This is a genomic window from Micromonospora sp. DT31 (assembly GCF_049841795.1).
Taxonomy (GTDB): domain Bacteria; phylum Actinomycetota; class Actinomycetes; order Mycobacteriales; family Micromonosporaceae; genus Micromonospora.
Genome location: NZ_JBNCKZ010000002.1, coordinates 60,477 through 74,113, shown reverse-complemented (window position 1 = coordinate 74,113; position 13,637 = coordinate 60,477). Strand labels below are relative to the sequence as shown.

General features: G+C 73.9%; 15 protein-coding genes, 1 tRNA gene and 1 pseudogene. 12 read left to right on the top strand and 5 right to left on the bottom strand.

The annotated features are described in order from the left end of the window. Window positions 1-56 precede the first annotated feature (56 nt). The 3 genes from ACLQ2X_RS04290 to ACLQ2X_RS04280 all read left to right on the top strand — a co-directional run bounded on the left by ACLQ2X_RS04290 (window position 57) and on the right by ACLQ2X_RS04280 (window position 1,929). Window positions 57-497, top strand: coding sequence for a hypothetical protein (locus ACLQ2X_RS04290; protein WP_425679613.1), 441 nt, complete (start codon window positions 57-59; stop codon window positions 495-497). A 49-nt stretch (window positions 498-546) separates the two neighbouring features. Next, entirely contained in the window at window positions 547-954 is a 408-nt protein-coding gene (locus ACLQ2X_RS04285) for a TIGR03618 family F420-dependent PPOX class oxidoreductase (RefSeq protein WP_425679612.1), read from the top strand. Between the two features lie 147 nt (window positions 955-1,101). After that, window positions 1,102-1,929 (top strand): TrmH family RNA methyltransferase, encoded by an 828-nt coding sequence (locus ACLQ2X_RS04280; RefSeq protein WP_425679611.1) that lies wholly within the window; start codon window positions 1,102-1,104, stop codon window positions 1,927-1,929. Window positions 1,930-1,960: 31 nt separating this feature from the next. On the opposite strand, the gene ACLQ2X_RS04275 is transcribed toward ACLQ2X_RS04280, so the two are convergent. Then, a complete protein-coding gene (locus tag ACLQ2X_RS04275) occupies window positions 1,961-2,473 on the bottom strand; it encodes a DUF402 domain-containing protein (protein ID WP_425679610.1) in 513 nt (170 codons plus the stop codon). Between the two features lie 152 nt (window positions 2,474-2,625). Between ACLQ2X_RS04275 and ACLQ2X_RS04270 the strand changes: the two genes are divergently transcribed. Then, window positions 2,626-2,874, top strand: a complete 249-nt coding sequence (locus ACLQ2X_RS04270; protein WP_425679609.1) for a hypothetical protein — start codon at window positions 2,626-2,628, stop codon at window positions 2,872-2,874. A 194-nt stretch (window positions 2,875-3,068) separates the two neighbouring features. Next, complete coding sequence (locus tag ACLQ2X_RS04265) at window positions 3,069-3,389, top strand: hypothetical protein (protein ID WP_425679608.1); 321 nt, start codon at window positions 3,069-3,071, stop codon at window positions 3,387-3,389. A gap of 79 nt (window positions 3,390-3,468) precedes the next feature. Here the strand turns inward: ACLQ2X_RS04265 and ACLQ2X_RS04260 are convergent. The 3 genes from ACLQ2X_RS04260 to ACLQ2X_RS04250 form a co-directional block, all read right to left on the bottom strand. Beyond that, a tRNA-Arg gene (locus tag ACLQ2X_RS04260) sits at window positions 3,469-3,541 on the bottom strand. 151 nt (window positions 3,542-3,692) lie between these two features. After that, window positions 3,693-4,706, bottom strand: coding sequence for an alpha/beta hydrolase (locus tag ACLQ2X_RS04255; protein WP_425679607.1), 1,014 nt, complete (start codon window positions 4,704-4,706; stop codon window positions 3,693-3,695). Between the two features lie 98 nt (window positions 4,707-4,804). Further along, on the bottom strand, window positions 4,805-5,209 hold the full coding sequence (locus ACLQ2X_RS04250) for an HPF/RaiA family ribosome-associated protein (RefSeq protein ID WP_425679606.1): 405 nt from the start codon (window positions 5,207-5,209) through the stop codon (window positions 4,805-4,807). Between the two features lie 288 nt (window positions 5,210-5,497). On the opposite strand from ACLQ2X_RS04250, the gene ssb reads away from it, so the two are divergent. The 3 genes from ssb to ACLQ2X_RS04235 all read left to right on the top strand — a co-directional run bounded on the left by ssb (window position 5,498) and on the right by ACLQ2X_RS04235 (window position 9,071). Next, on the top strand, window positions 5,498-6,382 hold the full coding sequence (ssb, locus tag ACLQ2X_RS04245; protein ID WP_425679605.1) for a single-stranded DNA-binding protein: 885 nt from the start codon (window positions 5,498-5,500) through the stop codon (window positions 6,380-6,382). 92 nt (window positions 6,383-6,474) lie between these two features. Next, the gene (locus ACLQ2X_RS04240) at window positions 6,475-7,533 is read left to right on the top strand and encodes a cobalamin biosynthesis protein (RefSeq protein ID WP_425679604.1); all 1,059 of its coding nucleotides are present in this window, start codon (window positions 6,475-6,477) and stop codon (window positions 7,531-7,533) included. Then, window positions 7,530-9,071, top strand: coding sequence for a cobyric acid synthase (locus ACLQ2X_RS04235; protein ID WP_425679603.1), 1,542 nt, complete (start codon window positions 7,530-7,532; stop codon window positions 9,069-9,071). Before ACLQ2X_RS04240 ends, ACLQ2X_RS04235 begins: the two co-directional genes overlap by 4 nt. 28 nt (window positions 9,072-9,099) lie before the next feature. Here ACLQ2X_RS04235 and ACLQ2X_RS04230 read toward each other — a convergent pair whose 3' ends face one another. Then, window positions 9,100-9,501, bottom strand: coding sequence for a rhodanese-like domain-containing protein (locus ACLQ2X_RS04230; protein ID WP_425680002.1), 402 nt, complete (start codon window positions 9,499-9,501; stop codon window positions 9,100-9,102). A 110-nt stretch (window positions 9,502-9,611) separates the two neighbouring features. Between ACLQ2X_RS04230 and ACLQ2X_RS04225 the strand changes: the two are divergent. The 4 genes and pseudogenes from ACLQ2X_RS04225 to ACLQ2X_RS04210 all read left to right on the top strand — a co-directional run bounded on the left by ACLQ2X_RS04225 (window position 9,612) and on the right by ACLQ2X_RS04210 (window position 13,607). Beyond that, window positions 9,612-10,357: pseudogene (locus ACLQ2X_RS04225) on the top strand (uridine kinase family protein). Next, entirely contained in the window at window positions 10,278-11,648 is a 1,371-nt protein-coding gene (locus ACLQ2X_RS04220; RefSeq protein WP_425679602.1) for a dipeptidase, read from the top strand. Before ACLQ2X_RS04225 ends, ACLQ2X_RS04220 begins: the two are co-directional and overlap by 80 nt. A gap of 79 nt (window positions 11,649-11,727) precedes the next feature. Next, complete coding sequence (locus ACLQ2X_RS04215; protein ID WP_425679601.1) at window positions 11,728-11,934, top strand: hypothetical protein; 207 nt, start codon at window positions 11,728-11,730, stop codon at window positions 11,932-11,934. A gap of 86 nt (window positions 11,935-12,020) precedes the next feature. Then, on the top strand, window positions 12,021-13,607 hold the full coding sequence (locus ACLQ2X_RS04210) for an ATP-dependent DNA ligase (protein ID WP_425679600.1): 1,587 nt from the start codon (window positions 12,021-12,023) through the stop codon (window positions 13,605-13,607). Window positions 13,608-13,637: the final 30 nt, after the last annotated feature.

The window sequence follows — 13,637 nt, the reverse complement described above, 5'->3', positions numbered from 1 at the left end:
GGCATACGGCGTGTTCACGTCGCGGTGATCTTGCCGGCGCTTCCTACCCTGCCGGCATGACATACCCGCCGGCCGCGGTGCCGCCGAAGAAGTCCAAGCGCACCCTGTTCATCGTGTTGGGTGTGGTGCTCGCCGTCTGCTGTTCCGGTGCGGCCCTCGGGGGCTTCCTGCTCTTCCGGACGGTGCAGGAGGCCACCGGGCCGGCCCGCACCACAGTGGACGCCTTCGCCGGAGCGCTTGTCGAACGGGACTACCCGGCCGCCTACCGGCACCTCTGCTCGCCGCTGCGCGACCGGGTCAGCGAGGCCGACTTCGCGGCGCAGGGCTCCGCCCGGCCGGACCTGACCGACCACGAGATCGTCGGGCTGAACGTCTCCAACAACAACGGACGGGTGAGCGGGTCCGCGACCGTCCGCTACACCCCCGACGTGGGCGCCGCCACCACCGAGGAGTACCCGCTCGTCAAGGAGGACGGCGAGTGGCGGATCTGCCAGTGAGCCTGCCCAGGGCGTGCCCGCCGCCCCGCCACCGTGATCCACTTGCGGGATGACGCGACCTCCGCACCCGCTTCCGCCGGCCGTCGAGGAACGGCTGGCGCGGGAGAAGAACGTGTGGCTGTGCACCCTGCGCCGGGACGGCTCCCCGCACCTGACGCCTGTGTGGTTCGTGCACACCGGCGGCGTCTGGTGGATCAGCTGCGACGCGGGCAGCGTCAAGGCCCGCAACGCGGCGGCGGACCCGCGCGTCTCCCTCGCGCTGGAGGACGGCGTGCACCCCGTCGTCGCGGAGGGCGTCGCCCGCCTGCACCACGCCGACTTCCCACCGGAGGTGGTGGCGGCCTTCGCGGCGAAGTACGCGGGCTGGGAGATTCGACAACCGGTCACACCGGACGGTGCGCGGGTGCTGCTGGAGGTGCCCGTCCGGCGGTGGCTGCTCGCCGGCAGGGCGCGCTGACCCCGCTACGGCGAAGGGGCTGGCCGCCGGGTTGCTTGCCCGCCGCATCCGGCGGCGAGGTCAGAAGGAGTAGCCGGACGAGGTCGGGTCGGCACGGCGGTGGCCGGGACGGCCGGCCGATCCGTGGTGTGTTGTTGAATCGTCTGCGTGGCGAAAACCTTGAAGATCACCACCCGGAACGCGAGCTTCCAGCAGTGGCAGGCGTTGCTGACCAACCGCAACAAGCGCCAGCGCTCGGGTGAGTTCCTGGTGCAGGGGGTGCGGCCGATCACCGTGGCCCTGGACCAGGGATGGGAGATCCGTGCCCTGCTCCATCCGGACCGACAGGTGTTGTCCCGGTGGTGTCGGGACCTCCTCGACCGGGCCGCGACCACCCGGGTGGCGCTGGCGCCGGAACTGATGCGGGAACTCGGCGGCAAGGACGAGGAATCGCCCGAGCTGCTGGCCGTGGTGGCGCAACCCGAAGACGACCTGGACCGCATACCGGTCGGGCCGACGATGCTGGTCATGGTCTTCGACCGCCCGAAGACCCCCGGCAACATCGGCACCCTGATCCGCTCCGCGGACGCCTTCGGCGCCTCGGGTGTGGTCATCACCGGCCACGCGGCCGACCCCTACGACCCGAAGGCCGTCCGCGCCAGCACGGGATCCCTGTTCGCGGTCCCCGTCGTACGGGCCCCCAGCCACCGCGAGGTCCTCGACTGGTTGACCTCGGTGCGTGCGCGCGGGCTTCCGCACGTGCAGATCGTCGGCACCGACGAGCAGGGCGACGTGGAGGTCGCGGAGCACGACCTGACGGGCCCCACGCTTCTTCTCGTCGGCAACGAGACACAGGGGCTGAGCGCCGGCTGGCAGGAGACCGCGGACCGGATGGTCCGCATCCCCATCGTCGGTGCCGCCAGTTCGCTGAACGCGGCGGCAGCGGCAACAGTCGTGCTGTACGAGGCGTCCCGGCAGAGAGCCACCCGACGGTAGCGGCCGGGCGACGATCGCGGCGGTCGGGTGCTCACCTCTGTGGAGGGAGCAACTGCCATCCTCGCGCCTGCCAGGGCTCGTCGCGACGCCGGAGCGCCTCGGCCCGATCTTCGGCCGTGGACCGTGCGAGCCCGGCGTCATCCGCGCCCATCCAGCCGTCGCGGCACGCCTGTTCGTACTCGTCCCAGTCCTCGATCTCGACGCGGGAATCCCGCTCGTGGAGCACCGGGTCCAGTTCGAGATCGACATACCGCCAGCCCGCTCCGGTCTGCTCCGGCGGGAGGCACACGTCGATCTCCAGTCGCCGGTCAGCAGGGTCCCCGACCCACCACGCCACCCAGGGACGGCCTGTGGCGAGGAGCACCACGACCGGCACCGGAAGGGTGCCACTGTCGTGCGGGCCACCCCATGGGGAGCCGGGCAACCCTCGCAGCCAGGCCCCGTCAGCATCCTGGCGGACCGGCTCCAGGTCGTACCAGAAGATCCCTCCCGGACGTTTGACCTTGGTCAGACGTACGCTGCGGCTGTTCCGACCCTCGCCCACAGGGGCCACGCTAGGGGCAGAGCGGAGTCGGCCGCCACATGATTCTTCGCCTCCACCACGACCAGCCGTCGGCCGGACCTGCCGACCGGATTTCCTTGCGGGGGAACATTCCGGAGGGCTCGGCTGTGCGGGTGGGGCGGTACCGTCGCCGCGTGGAACGCGAGGAGCTGATCTCTCTACTTGCCGACGAGAGCCCGGTCAACAAGGCATGCCGCGCAGCGCTGGGGGCGGGAGCGGCCTTCCGCGTCTGGGACGGCGCGGTGCCCGCCAGCAACCTCGCGGGCACGTACCGGGCGCGGGAGCAGATCACCAGGGACCGGGGCATCCCGACGCTCGGTTCGCGTCTGCCGTCGAGGCGCTCCACGCGCTGGGTGAACAGCCGGTGCGAATCGGCGGGGTGACGCAGCTCGACCCTCCCTACCACTTCCAGCTCTTCCTGACGGCCGACGCGGCGTCGGTCCTCGCTTGCATCGGTGTGGATCAGAAACATCAACAGCGAAAGAGGTGATCCGCCGCCCGACGGGGTGATCCGCCTGGCATCCCTGAGGGGACCGGTGCTCGTCCGCCGACCACCCGGGTGCGGCACGATGAGGCCGTGGGAATGAGTGTGCAGGTCCGGGAGTACGGCGGTGTCGTCGTAGAGCAACTCACGGACGCGGCGGGCATCGCGTCTCTCTGCTCCTCGGCTGCGTCGGAGCCATCCCGCTACCCGTTGCTCTCCGGAGTCGATCCCTACGACGACACCTGGTTCAACAGCCGCCAGACGGTCAGGCTGGCAACCGAGCTTCAGTCGATCATCGACTCCGGGGACGACAGTGTGCGAGCAGCCGCCCAGGCGATACTTCAGCTCGCCTCGCTCCTAGCGGCTGCGCCAGGACGCCCTCACCATCGGCAACTCCTGTTCAACGGAGATTGACCGCGAAGACTCTGCGGCCAGCACTAGGTCATTTGGCGCGCGACCGGAGCGGAAAGCCGCCGGCCTGCGGCGGTGAGGGTGCGCCCGGCAGGATTCGAACCTGCGGCCTTGGGATTAGAAGTCCCCTGCTCTATCCGCTGAGCTACGGGCGCGCGCCGACGATCGTCGCGCCAAGAGGGTACCGCCGGCTGTGGCCCGGCTGGTGGTACGGGTCGGCGCGCCCACGCTGCCGTCCAGCGTCCCATGTCGTAGCCCGACCGGGCACCACAGTTCCGGCGGGGCCCGGGGCGGCCGGCGGGTGGCTCAGCCCTCGGCGGCCGAGCCGGCCGGGCGCCGAGGGCCCGGAGGGGTGGCCTCCGGTTCGGTCGGGCCGGCGCGCAGGAACCCCTCCGCCCAGCGTCCGACCTCCGCGAAGACCTTTTCGCGTACGGCGGGGCTGGACAGTGTCAGGTCGTGGAGCCCGCCGTCGAAGCGGGCCAGGGTGACGTGCCGGCCGAGCCGGGGCGCCCAACGCACCATGTGTTCGACGTCCAGCACCGCGTCGGCGAGCGTCGCGCTGTCGTGCCATTTCGCGCCTCGGAAACTGCGCGTGGAGCAGGCCAGCAGCACCGGCACCGGGATGTGCAACCCGGCCCGCAGGCGCCGCTGGCCGGCCCGGATCGCGTTGATCCAGCCGGCCCGGACCGGGAACCCGGCGAGCGGCTTCCACGCCAGGTCGTAGCGCCACTCGCCCCGGTGGTCGGCGTGCAGGCTCTCGCCGTACACGGTGCCCAGGCCGAACGGCAGGACGCGCCGCGGCGCGCGGCGGCCCAGCCGGGAGACGGCGGCCGCGAGGGGCCGACGGACCAGCCAGGGTGCGTTGATGTCGAAGAAGGGGCTGTTCAGCACGATGCCGTCGACCAGGCCGGTGTCGCGTCGGGCGTCCGCCCAGAGCGAGATGATCAGGCCGCCGGTCGAGTGGCCCATGGCGAGCAGGGTGTCGTGCTTCTCCTCGGCGCGGATGATCTCGACGGCGGCGTCCAGCTCCGGGAAGTAGTCGCTCAGGTCGCGGCAGAAGTTCGGGGTCTGGTGCGGGAGCAGGCTGCGGCCGTACTTGCGCAGGTCGAGGGCGTAGAAGTCCCAGCCGCGCTCGGCGAAGAAGTCGGCCACGTGGGTCTGGAAGAAGTAGTCGACGAAACCGTGCACGTAGAGCACGGCGCGCCCGGTCGGGCGGTCGGCCCGGCGGCGGACCAGGGTGGCGACGACCGGCCCCTCGTCGTCGGTGCCCAGGTCGATCGTCCGGCGCTCGTAGGGCGCTCCCAGCACGTCCGGTTCCACGTCCGCGACGGTACGCCGCAGAGCTACCCGGCGGTAGTGCTGATTGTGAGGAGGGGCCCCGCTCGACACGGGGCCCCTCCTCATACGGGGTGCGACGCTCAGGCGGTTTCCGCGTCCGTGCGCTCGGGCTCCGGAGACGGGACGACCTCGGGCAGGTCGCGCAGGTGCTTGTTGTGGCGCGGCTCCTGGCGGGTCTTCGCGTCGTTGAGCTTGCGGCGCAGGTCGTCCCGGACGTCGTTGAGCGCGGCGTGCAGGTCCTCCTCGGTCGAGGTGGTCACGATCTTCTGCCGGCCGGCGATCCAACATTCGAGGGTCACCTTCTGGCCCCGGGCCTCGCGGTCCTTGACCGACACCTCCATCTCGGTGGCGTCGGCGTGGAAACCGGCGAGCCGGCTGTCCAGGGTCGCGAACTGCTCGGCGATCCAGTTGCGGTCGCCCTGGGAGAACCCGGCCCCGACCCGCAGGCACTCGGCCACGGTCGCGGGGTTCGCCACGGCGCTCATCGGGCTGCCTCGCGGACGTCTCGGAGAAGCATGGGAGCTCCTTTTCTCTCGGTTGATCACGTGCTTACCCAGCCGGCGTGATTTCGGAACGCCTACCCGGAGGGCACGTCACGATCATGTATTACCGCAGGTCACCGCCGTAGGGCCGGTTGGCCTAGCAGGTCGGGACCTTGATCAGGGGGTTATCCACAAGGCGGTCCGTCATCCACAGGCGGGAAGCCGGCGGGTGCCCCGGCCGGGCGGGGCGGGCCACGCTCGGCCGGACACAGTCGATCCCTGGGAGGGGCGATGTTCGATACGTACGTCACGATCGTCGGCAACGTGCTGACCGCACCGGAGTGGCGCCGGACCACCCAGAGCGGCACTCTGGTGGCCAACTTCAAGGTTGCCTCGACCGCCCGCCGGCTGGACCGGGACACCGGCCGGTGGGTGGACGGCAACAGCCTGCGGGTGCGGGTGAACTGCTGGCGCCGGCTCGCCGAGGGGGTGGCTGCCTCGGTGGCGGTCGGCGATCCGGTGATCGTCGCCGGCCGCCTCTACACCCGGGACTGGACCGACGAGGCCGGCACCCACCGCACGCTCTACGAACTGGAGGCGGTCGCCGTCGGGCACGACCTGTCACGCGGCCGGTCCCGGTTCCTGCGCAACCAGCCCCGCGCGGCCACCAGCGCGGTGGAGGACGCCGAGGCGCAGCAGCGGGTGCACGGCGAGGCGACCGAGCCGGTGCCCGACGAGCAGGCGCCGACCACGCTCGACGACCGTCCGTTCGACGACGACTTCCCGCCGCCGGAGTTCGGGGGTGGGCGGGTCCGGCTCACCGGCACGGCCGAGCGGTTGGGCGAGCCCGACCCGTTCGACGACCGCCCCGACGGGTGGGCGGGCAACGGACACAGCGGTTCCGGGCCGGCGGGCAACGGCCACCCCGACGGCGCGTCGGCCGGTGGCGGGCCGCCCGGGGTCCGTGCGGGCGGGGCCGGCGGGGCCGACGACGGCTTGGACGCCGGGGCCGAAGACGGCCTGGACGCCGAGGACGACGACGAACCGGGCCCGGCCGACGACGAGTTGGGCGAGGTCGAGCCGACCGTCGGCGCGGAGCCGGTCGCCGCACCGGCGGGTCGCGTCGGGAGCGCCCCGGTGCGGCGCGGCCGGCGCCGTACCCCGACGCCCGCCTGAGGTCGCGGGCCGTGCGACGGGGGCGCGGGGTGGCGACGACGGCGTCACCACCCCGCGGTACGGCTAGGCTGGCCGGCCGGAGGTGGTGACGGGTGCGGCAGGCGACCGCCATGGCGAACGCGACGGGGTTGGTGGCGGGTTACGCGCTCGACGCGCTGCTCGGCGACCCCCGCAGATGGCATCCGGTGGCCGGCTTCGGCCGGGCGGCCGGGGCGCTGGAACGGCGGGTCCACCGCCCCGAACGGTCGGCGGGGGTCGTGTTCACGGCCCTCGCGGTGGGCGTGCCGGTCCTGCTCGGCGCCGCCGCCTCGCGGGCCACCCGCCGGCACCCGGTGGGGCGGGCGGTGCTGGTGGCCGCCGGCACCTGGACGGTGCTGGGTGGGCGCACCCTGCGCCACGAGTCCCGGGTGATGGGCCGGGCGCTGAGGCGGGCCGACCTGCCCGCGGCACGGGCGCGGCTGGGCAACCTCTGCGGGCGGGACCCGTCGGCGCTCGACGAGCCTGAGCTGGCCCGGGCCACCGTCGAGTCGGTCGCCGAGAACACCTCCGACGCCGTGGTCGCCCCGCTGGTCTGGGGCGCGGTCGCCGGGCTGCCCGGCCTGCTCGGCTACCGGGCGGCGAACACCCTCGACGCGATGGTCGGGCACCGCTCGCCCCGGTACGCGCGGTTCGGCACGCCGGCCGCCCGACTCGACGACCTGCTCAACCTGGCGCCCGCCCGGTTGACCGGGCTGCTCACCGTCGCCGTCGCGCCGCTCGTGCACGGGGACCGCGCCGCCGCCTGGCACGTGTGGCGGCGGGACCGCAACGACCACCCGAGCCCGAACGCCGGCCAGTGCGAGGCGGCGATGGCGGGCGCGTTGGGTGTGCGCCTGGGCGGGCGCAACGTCTACTTCGGCCGGGCCGAGACCCGACCGTTCCTCGGTGACGGCCCCCGCCCGGAGGCGCGGCACCTCAAGCGGGCCGCCCGGATCTCCGGCGCGGTGGGCCTGGCCGCGTTGGGCGTGGCCGCGCTCTACCCGCTCACCGTGGGCCGCCTGGCCGGCGCGGCCGGCCGGGCTGGGCTGCGTGCCCTCGCCCGGGTCGCGGGCGGCTCGGACGGGACGGCCCGCCCGGGGTCGCCGACCGGGCGGCGCGGGCACAGCCGGTGAGCGGCGGCCTGCTGGTCGCCGGCACCACCTCCGACGCGGGCAAGAGCGTCCTCACCGCCGGCATCTGCCGGTGGCTGCGCCGCCGGGGCGTGCGGGTCGCCCCGTTCAAGGCGCAGAACATGTCGAACAACTCGGCGGTGGCGGTCGGGCCGGACGGCCGGGGCGGCGAACTGGGCCGGGCCCAGGCGATGCAGGCCGCCGCCTGCGGGCTCGCACCCGACCTGCGGTTCAACCCGGTGCTGCTCAAGCCGGGCAGCGACCACGCCAGCCAGGTGGTGCTGCTCGGGGAGGCGGTCGACACGGTCACCGCCGGCAACTACCAGGAGGTGCGGGCCCGGCTCGCCACCACGGCGTACGCGGCGCTGGCGGAGCTGCGGACCGAGTACGAGGTGGTGATCTGCGAGGGCGCCGGCAGCCCGACCGAGATCAACCTGCGTGACGGCGACTACGTCAACATGGGGCTGGCCCGGCAGGCGCACCTGCCGACGATAGTGGTCGGCGACATCGACCGCGGTGGCGTGTTCGCCTCGATGTTCGGCACGGTCGCGCTGCTCGACGCGGCCGACCAGGCGCTGCTGGCCGGGTTCGTGGTGAACAAGTTCCGCGGCGACGCCGGGTTGCTCCAGCCGGGGCTGGACATGCTGCGCCGGGTCACCGGGCGGCCCACGTACGGGGTGGTGCCCTGGGCGCTCGACCTGTGGCTGGACGCGGAGGACTCCCTCGCGTACGGGCGGGTGCTGGGCCGACCCCCGGCGCCCCGGGGCGTCGACTGGCTCGACGTGGCGGTGGTCCGGCTGCCCCGGATCAGCAACGCCACCGACATGGAGGCCCTCGCGACGGAGCCGGGCGTGCGGGTACGCCTGACCGTCGAGCCGGCCGAACTGGCCGCCGCCGACCTGGTGGTGCTCCCCGGCACCAAGTCGACCGTCGCCGACCTGGCCTGGCTGCGGGAGACCGGCCTGGCCGACACGGTCCGGTCGCACGCCGCCGCCGGTCGGCCGCTGCTGGGCGTCTGCGGCGGCTTCCAGATGTTGGGCCGGGTGATCCACGACCCGGTGGAGAGCCGCCGGGGCAGCGTGCCCGGCCTCGGTCTGCTCCCCGTCGAGATCACCTTCGAACCCGGCAAGACGGTGCGCCGGGTGGCGGGCACCGCCGCCGGGGGCGTGCCGGTGCGTGGCTACGAGATCCACCACGGGCGGGTCTCCGCCGCCGACCCGGCGCTGCCGCCGCTGCTGCGCTACGCCGACGGCAGCGGTGAGGGGGCCCACCTGGGCAACGTGTACGGCACGCACTGGCACGGCGCGTTCTCCTCCGACGCGTTCCGCCGCCGGTTCCTCACCGACGTCGCGGCGGCGGCCGGGCGGACCGGCTTCACGGTCGCGCCGGACACGTCGTTCACGGCGGCCCGGGAGCGGACGCTGGACCTGCTCGGCGACCTGGTGGAGGAACACCTGGACGCCGACGGGCTGTGGCGGCTGATCGAGTCCGGTCCGCCGCCGGACCTGCCGTTCGTGCCACCCGGCGCGCCGCCGCGCTGACCGTCCACCGGCCCTCGGCGAGGAGGGCTCAGTGGCGTACGTCGGCCGGCCGGTCGGACATCGGGAGCCCGGCCTCCCGCCAGCCCCGCACCCCGCCGACCATGTCGGTGGCGTGGCGCAGCCCGAGCGTCTGGAGGCTGGCGGCGGCCAGGCTGGAGCTGTAGCCCTCGCGGCACACCACCACGACCTCGCGGTCGTATCCGGTGGCTTCCGGGATGCGCCACTCGCTGGCCGGGTCGAGCCGCCACTCCAGCACCGTGCGGTCGATGACGATCGCGCCGGGCAGCTCACCCTCCTCACGACGCTGCCCCTCGGTACGGGTGTCGATCAGCAGCGCACCGCCGCGGACCGCCTCGACGGTCTCGTGCGGGGTGAGCCGGCGGAGACCGGCGCGGGCCTGTTCCAGGAGGGCGTCGACGCCCGGACACATCACGTCATGGAGCACCCCACGATGATGCCCAGCGCGCGGTACCCCGCTGCGCGAAACGGCCCGCCCGGGTCCCAGGTTCCAGCGGACGGGGGAACGTTAGCGTCGGTCGGGTGAACGTGGTGGTGGTCGAGGCGTACACCGGGTTGGCTCGGCGTGTGCTGGCCGGGCCGGCGCGGTTGGGGCGTACCCGACTGGTGCTTGTCGACGGGCCCAGCGGCGCGGGCAAGAGCCTGTTCGCCACGCGCCTCGCGGGCGCTCTGGCGGCGCGGGCGGGCGGCGTCCGGCCGCCGCTGGTGCACACCGACGACCTGCTCGACGGGTGGGACGACCAGCTCACGTTCTGGACGCGGCTGGAGGAGCGGGTGCTCGGGCCGGTGCGCGCCGGCCGGGCCGGCGGCTACCACCGCTACAGCTGGGTGCGCCGGCGTTTCCTGGACCGGGTGGTGCCGGTGCCGGCCGGACCGGTGCTGATCGTGGAGGGGGTGAGCGCCGCGCGTGCCGCGGCGCGTCCCGAGGCGACCCTGTCGGTGCTGGTCACCGCGCCGGCCGGGCTGCGGCTGTCCCGGGCGGTGGCGCGCGACGGCGCGCAGATCCTTCCGGAGCTGCGCCGCTGGCACGCCGGGGAGCGGGCGCACTTCGCGGCGGACGGCACCGCGGCGGCGGTCGACCTGGTCGTCGACGGCGCGCCGGAACTGCCGCACGACGCGGACCGCTACTACGTGCGGCGATCGGACTCGGGCGGGCCGACCGGGTAAGCCCGGCATACGATTCCGCTCATGACCACTCCGATTCTCTCCGAGTCCGAGGTGCGCGCCGCCGTCGAGCGGGAACTGCCCGGTGTCCGCGCCGATCTTGAGCGACTCGTCCGCATCCCGGGCATCGCCTTCGAGGGCTTCGACCACTCGCATGTGGAGCGTTCCGCCGAGGCGGTGGCGGAACTGCTGCGCGGTTGCGGCCTGGACACGCGGATCGTCCGCTCCGGCGGGCAGCCGGCGGTGATCGGGACGAGAGCGGCGCCGCCCGGGGCGCCCACCGTGCTCCTGTACGCGCACCACGACGTGCAGCCCGTCGGTGACCTGTCGCTGTGGCAGTCCGACCCGTTCGAGCCGGTGGAGCGCGACGGGCGCCTCTACGGCCGGGGTGCCGCCGACGACAAGGCCGGCGTCATGGCGCATGTGGCCGCGCTGCGCGCGTTCGGCGACCGGCTGCCGGTCGGCGTGGTGCTGTTCATCGAGGGCGAGGAGGAGTACGGCTCGGACTCGCTGGAGCGGCTGCTCGCCGAGCACCGCGACGACCTGGCCGCGGACGTGATCGTGATCGCCGACTCGGCCAACTGGGACGTCGGGGTGCCGGCGCTGACCACCTCGCTGCGCGGCATCGTGAACTGCTTCGTGGAGGTACGCACGCTGCACCACGCCGTGCACAGCGGCATGTTCGGCGGCGCCGTGCCGGACGCGCTGACCGCGCTGGTGAAGCTGCTCGGCACGCTGCACGACGACGCCGGTGACGTGGCGGTGGAGGGCTTGGCCGGCCGGGTGGGGGCCAGCGTCGACTACCCGGAGGACCGGTTCCGCGCCGAGGCCGGCCTGGTCGACGGCGGGCAGCTGATCGGCACCGGGCGGATCACCGACCGGCTCTGGACCAAGCCGGCGCTGGCGATCCTGGGCGTCGACGCCCCGACCACCGGCGAGGCGCCCAACGCGCTGGTGCCGTCGGCGAAGGCGAAGCTGAGCGTGCGGCTGGCGCCGGGCGACGACCCGAAGAAGGCGTACGCGGCGCTGGCCGCGCACCTGGAGCGGCACGCGCCGTGGGGCGCGCAGGTGTCGGTGACCTTCGAGCACGACGGCGCGCCCTGTGTCATCGACGCGTCCGGCCCGATGTTCGACGCGGCGCGGGCGGCGTTCCGGGGTGCGTGGGACGGCACCGATCCGGTCGACATCGGGGTGGGTGGTTCGATTCCGTTCATCGCCACGTTCCAGGAGATGTTCCCGCGGGCGGCCATCCTGGTGACCGGTGTGGAGGACCCGCACGCCCGGGCGCACGGGCCGAACGAGAGCCTGCACCTGGGTGAGTTCGCCCGGGTGTGCCTGGCCGAGGCGTTGCTGTTGGCGAAGGTGGCCGAGGTGGGCGGGGAAGGCCGCCGCTGAGGGCGTCGAAACCGTAACTTCGGGGCTGATGTCGGAGTTTGTGGTGTGTCGGACGGGCAGGTGTTATAGCCTTTCGAACATGCGTACGAACAACGAGATGGTGCGGCTTCAGGCCGCCGTCCGTGCCCTGGGGGACGTCGACGTCTCCGCGTGGTCCGAGGACACGCTCAAGGATCAGCTCGGCGAGCTTTCCGCCGCGCTTGTCACGCTCGACATGCTGCTCACCCGGATCGCCGACGAGGTGCGCGGGCGGGGCCTGCGCATCGAGGAACCCGTCTCGGCCTGACCGTCGGCCGGCGACCGAGGCACCCCGGGTGGTGCCTCGGTCGCCGGTTCCGCCCGGTGGCCGTCCCCGGCTGGCAGGATGTGGGCGTGCGTTTCGTGGAGCTGGCGGCCACCTCGGCCGCGGTCGGCGCCACCGCCGGTCGTCGAGCCAAGGTGGAGCTGCTCGCCGCCGCGCTGCGAGGGCTCGACCCCGGCGAGATTCCGGCCGGCGCCGGCTACCTCGCCGGTGAGCTGCGCCAGCGGCAGACCGGGGTGGGCTGGGCGGGTCTGCGTGACCTGCCGCCGCCGGCCGCCGAGCCGACGCTCACCGTGGCCGGTGTGGACGCGGCGATCGAGGAGATCTCCCGGGTCGGTGGCGCCGGTTCCCAGGCCCGGCGCCGGGACCTGGTGGGCCGGCTGTTCGCCGCGGCGACCGCCGACGAACAGCGGCTGCTGGCCGGCCTGTTCCGGGGGGAGCTGCGCCAGGGGGCGCAGGCCGGGCTGCTCGCCGAGGCGGTCGCGCGGGCCGCCGCCGTGCCGGTCACCGCGGTCCGGCGGGCCCTGCTGCTCGCCGGCGATCTGCGGGCGGTGGCGGCCGCGGCGCTCATCGGCGGCGCCGACGCGCTGGCCGGGTTCGGCCTCCAGGTGGGTCGACCGCTCGCCCCGATGCTGGCGCAGAGCGCGCCCTCGGTCGACGAGGCGCTCACCGCCACCGGCGTACCGGCGGTGGTCGACGTCAAGCTCGACGGCATCCGGATCCAGGTGCACCGTTGTGGATCGGACATCGCGGTGTTCACCCGCAGCCTCGACGAGATCACCGACCGGCTGCCCCAGGTGGTGGCTGCCGTCCGTGCCCTGCCCGTCCGGGAGGTGGTGCTCGACGGCGAGGCGATCGGGCTGGACGCCGCCGGCCGTCCGCTGCCGTTCCAGGAGACCTCCAGCCGGGCGGCCCGTCGCGCCACGCCGTCGAGCACCACCGGGGGGTCCCCGGTCGCGCCCGCCGTGCTGGCCGCCGCGGAGCGCACCGGTGCGCCGGTGCTGACGCCGTACTTCTTCGATCTGCTGCACCTCGACGGCGAGGATCTGATCGACGCGCCCGGCCGGCGACGGTGGGCGGCCCTGGCCGGCGCGGTCGACGCCACGCTGCTCGTCGACCGGGTCGAGGTGGACGACGCGGCGCAGGCCGGCGCGGCGTTCGCCGCGGCGGTCGACGCCGGCCAGGAGGGGGTGGTGGTCAAGGACCCGGCCGCGCCCTACGACGCCGGCCGGCGCGGTACGGCCTGGGTGAAGGTCAAGCCGCGGCACACCCTCGACCTGGTGGTGCTGGCTGTGGAGTGGGGCAGCGGCCGGCGGGAGGGCTGGTTGTCGAACCTGCATCTGGGCGCCCGCGATCCGCGCACCGGCGAATTCGTGATGCTCGGCAAGACCTTCAAGGGCCTCACCGACGAGTTGCTGCGCTGGCAGACCGAGCGGTTCCTGTCGCTGGCCGTGGAGAAGGGCGACTGGGTGGTCCGGGTCCGGCCGGAGCAGGTCGTCGAGATCGCGTTCGACGGGGTGCAGGCCAGCACCCGCTACCCGGGCGGGATGGCGCTGCGCTTCGCCCGGGTGCTGCGCTACCGCGACGACAAGACCGCCGCGGAGGCGGACACCATCGACGCGGTGCGGGCCATCCACGCCGGGCGGGTCACCGGCTGACCGGGTGCCGACAGGCGGTACGCCGCCGCC

Excerpts from the sequence above, each read along its gene's own strand:
- ACLQ2X_RS04230 (WP_425680002.1), bottom strand. The coding sequence starts at position 9,501 with ATGTGTCCGGGCGTCGACGCCCTCCTGGAACAGGCCCGCGCCGGTCTC.
- ssb (WP_425679605.1), top strand. The coding sequence starts at position 5,498 with ATGTTCGATACGTACGTCACGATCGTCGGCAACGTGCTGACCGCACCG.
- ACLQ2X_RS04290 (WP_425679613.1), top strand. The coding sequence starts at position 57 with ATGACATACCCGCCGGCCGCGGTGCCGCCGAAGAAGTCCAAGCGCACC.
- ACLQ2X_RS04215 (WP_425679601.1), top strand. The coding sequence starts at position 11,728 with ATGCGTACGAACAACGAGATGGTGCGGCTTCAGGCCGCCGTCCGTGCC.
- ACLQ2X_RS04250 (WP_425679606.1), bottom strand. The coding sequence starts at position 5,209 with ATGAGCGCCGTGGCGAACCCCGCGACCGTGGCCGAGTGCCTGCGGGTC.
- ACLQ2X_RS04220 (WP_425679602.1), top strand. The coding sequence starts at position 10,278 with ATGACCACTCCGATTCTCTCCGAGTCCGAGGTGCGCGCCGCCGTCGAG.
- ACLQ2X_RS04285 (WP_425679612.1), top strand. The coding sequence starts at position 547 with ATGACGCGACCTCCGCACCCGCTTCCGCCGGCCGTCGAGGAACGGCTG.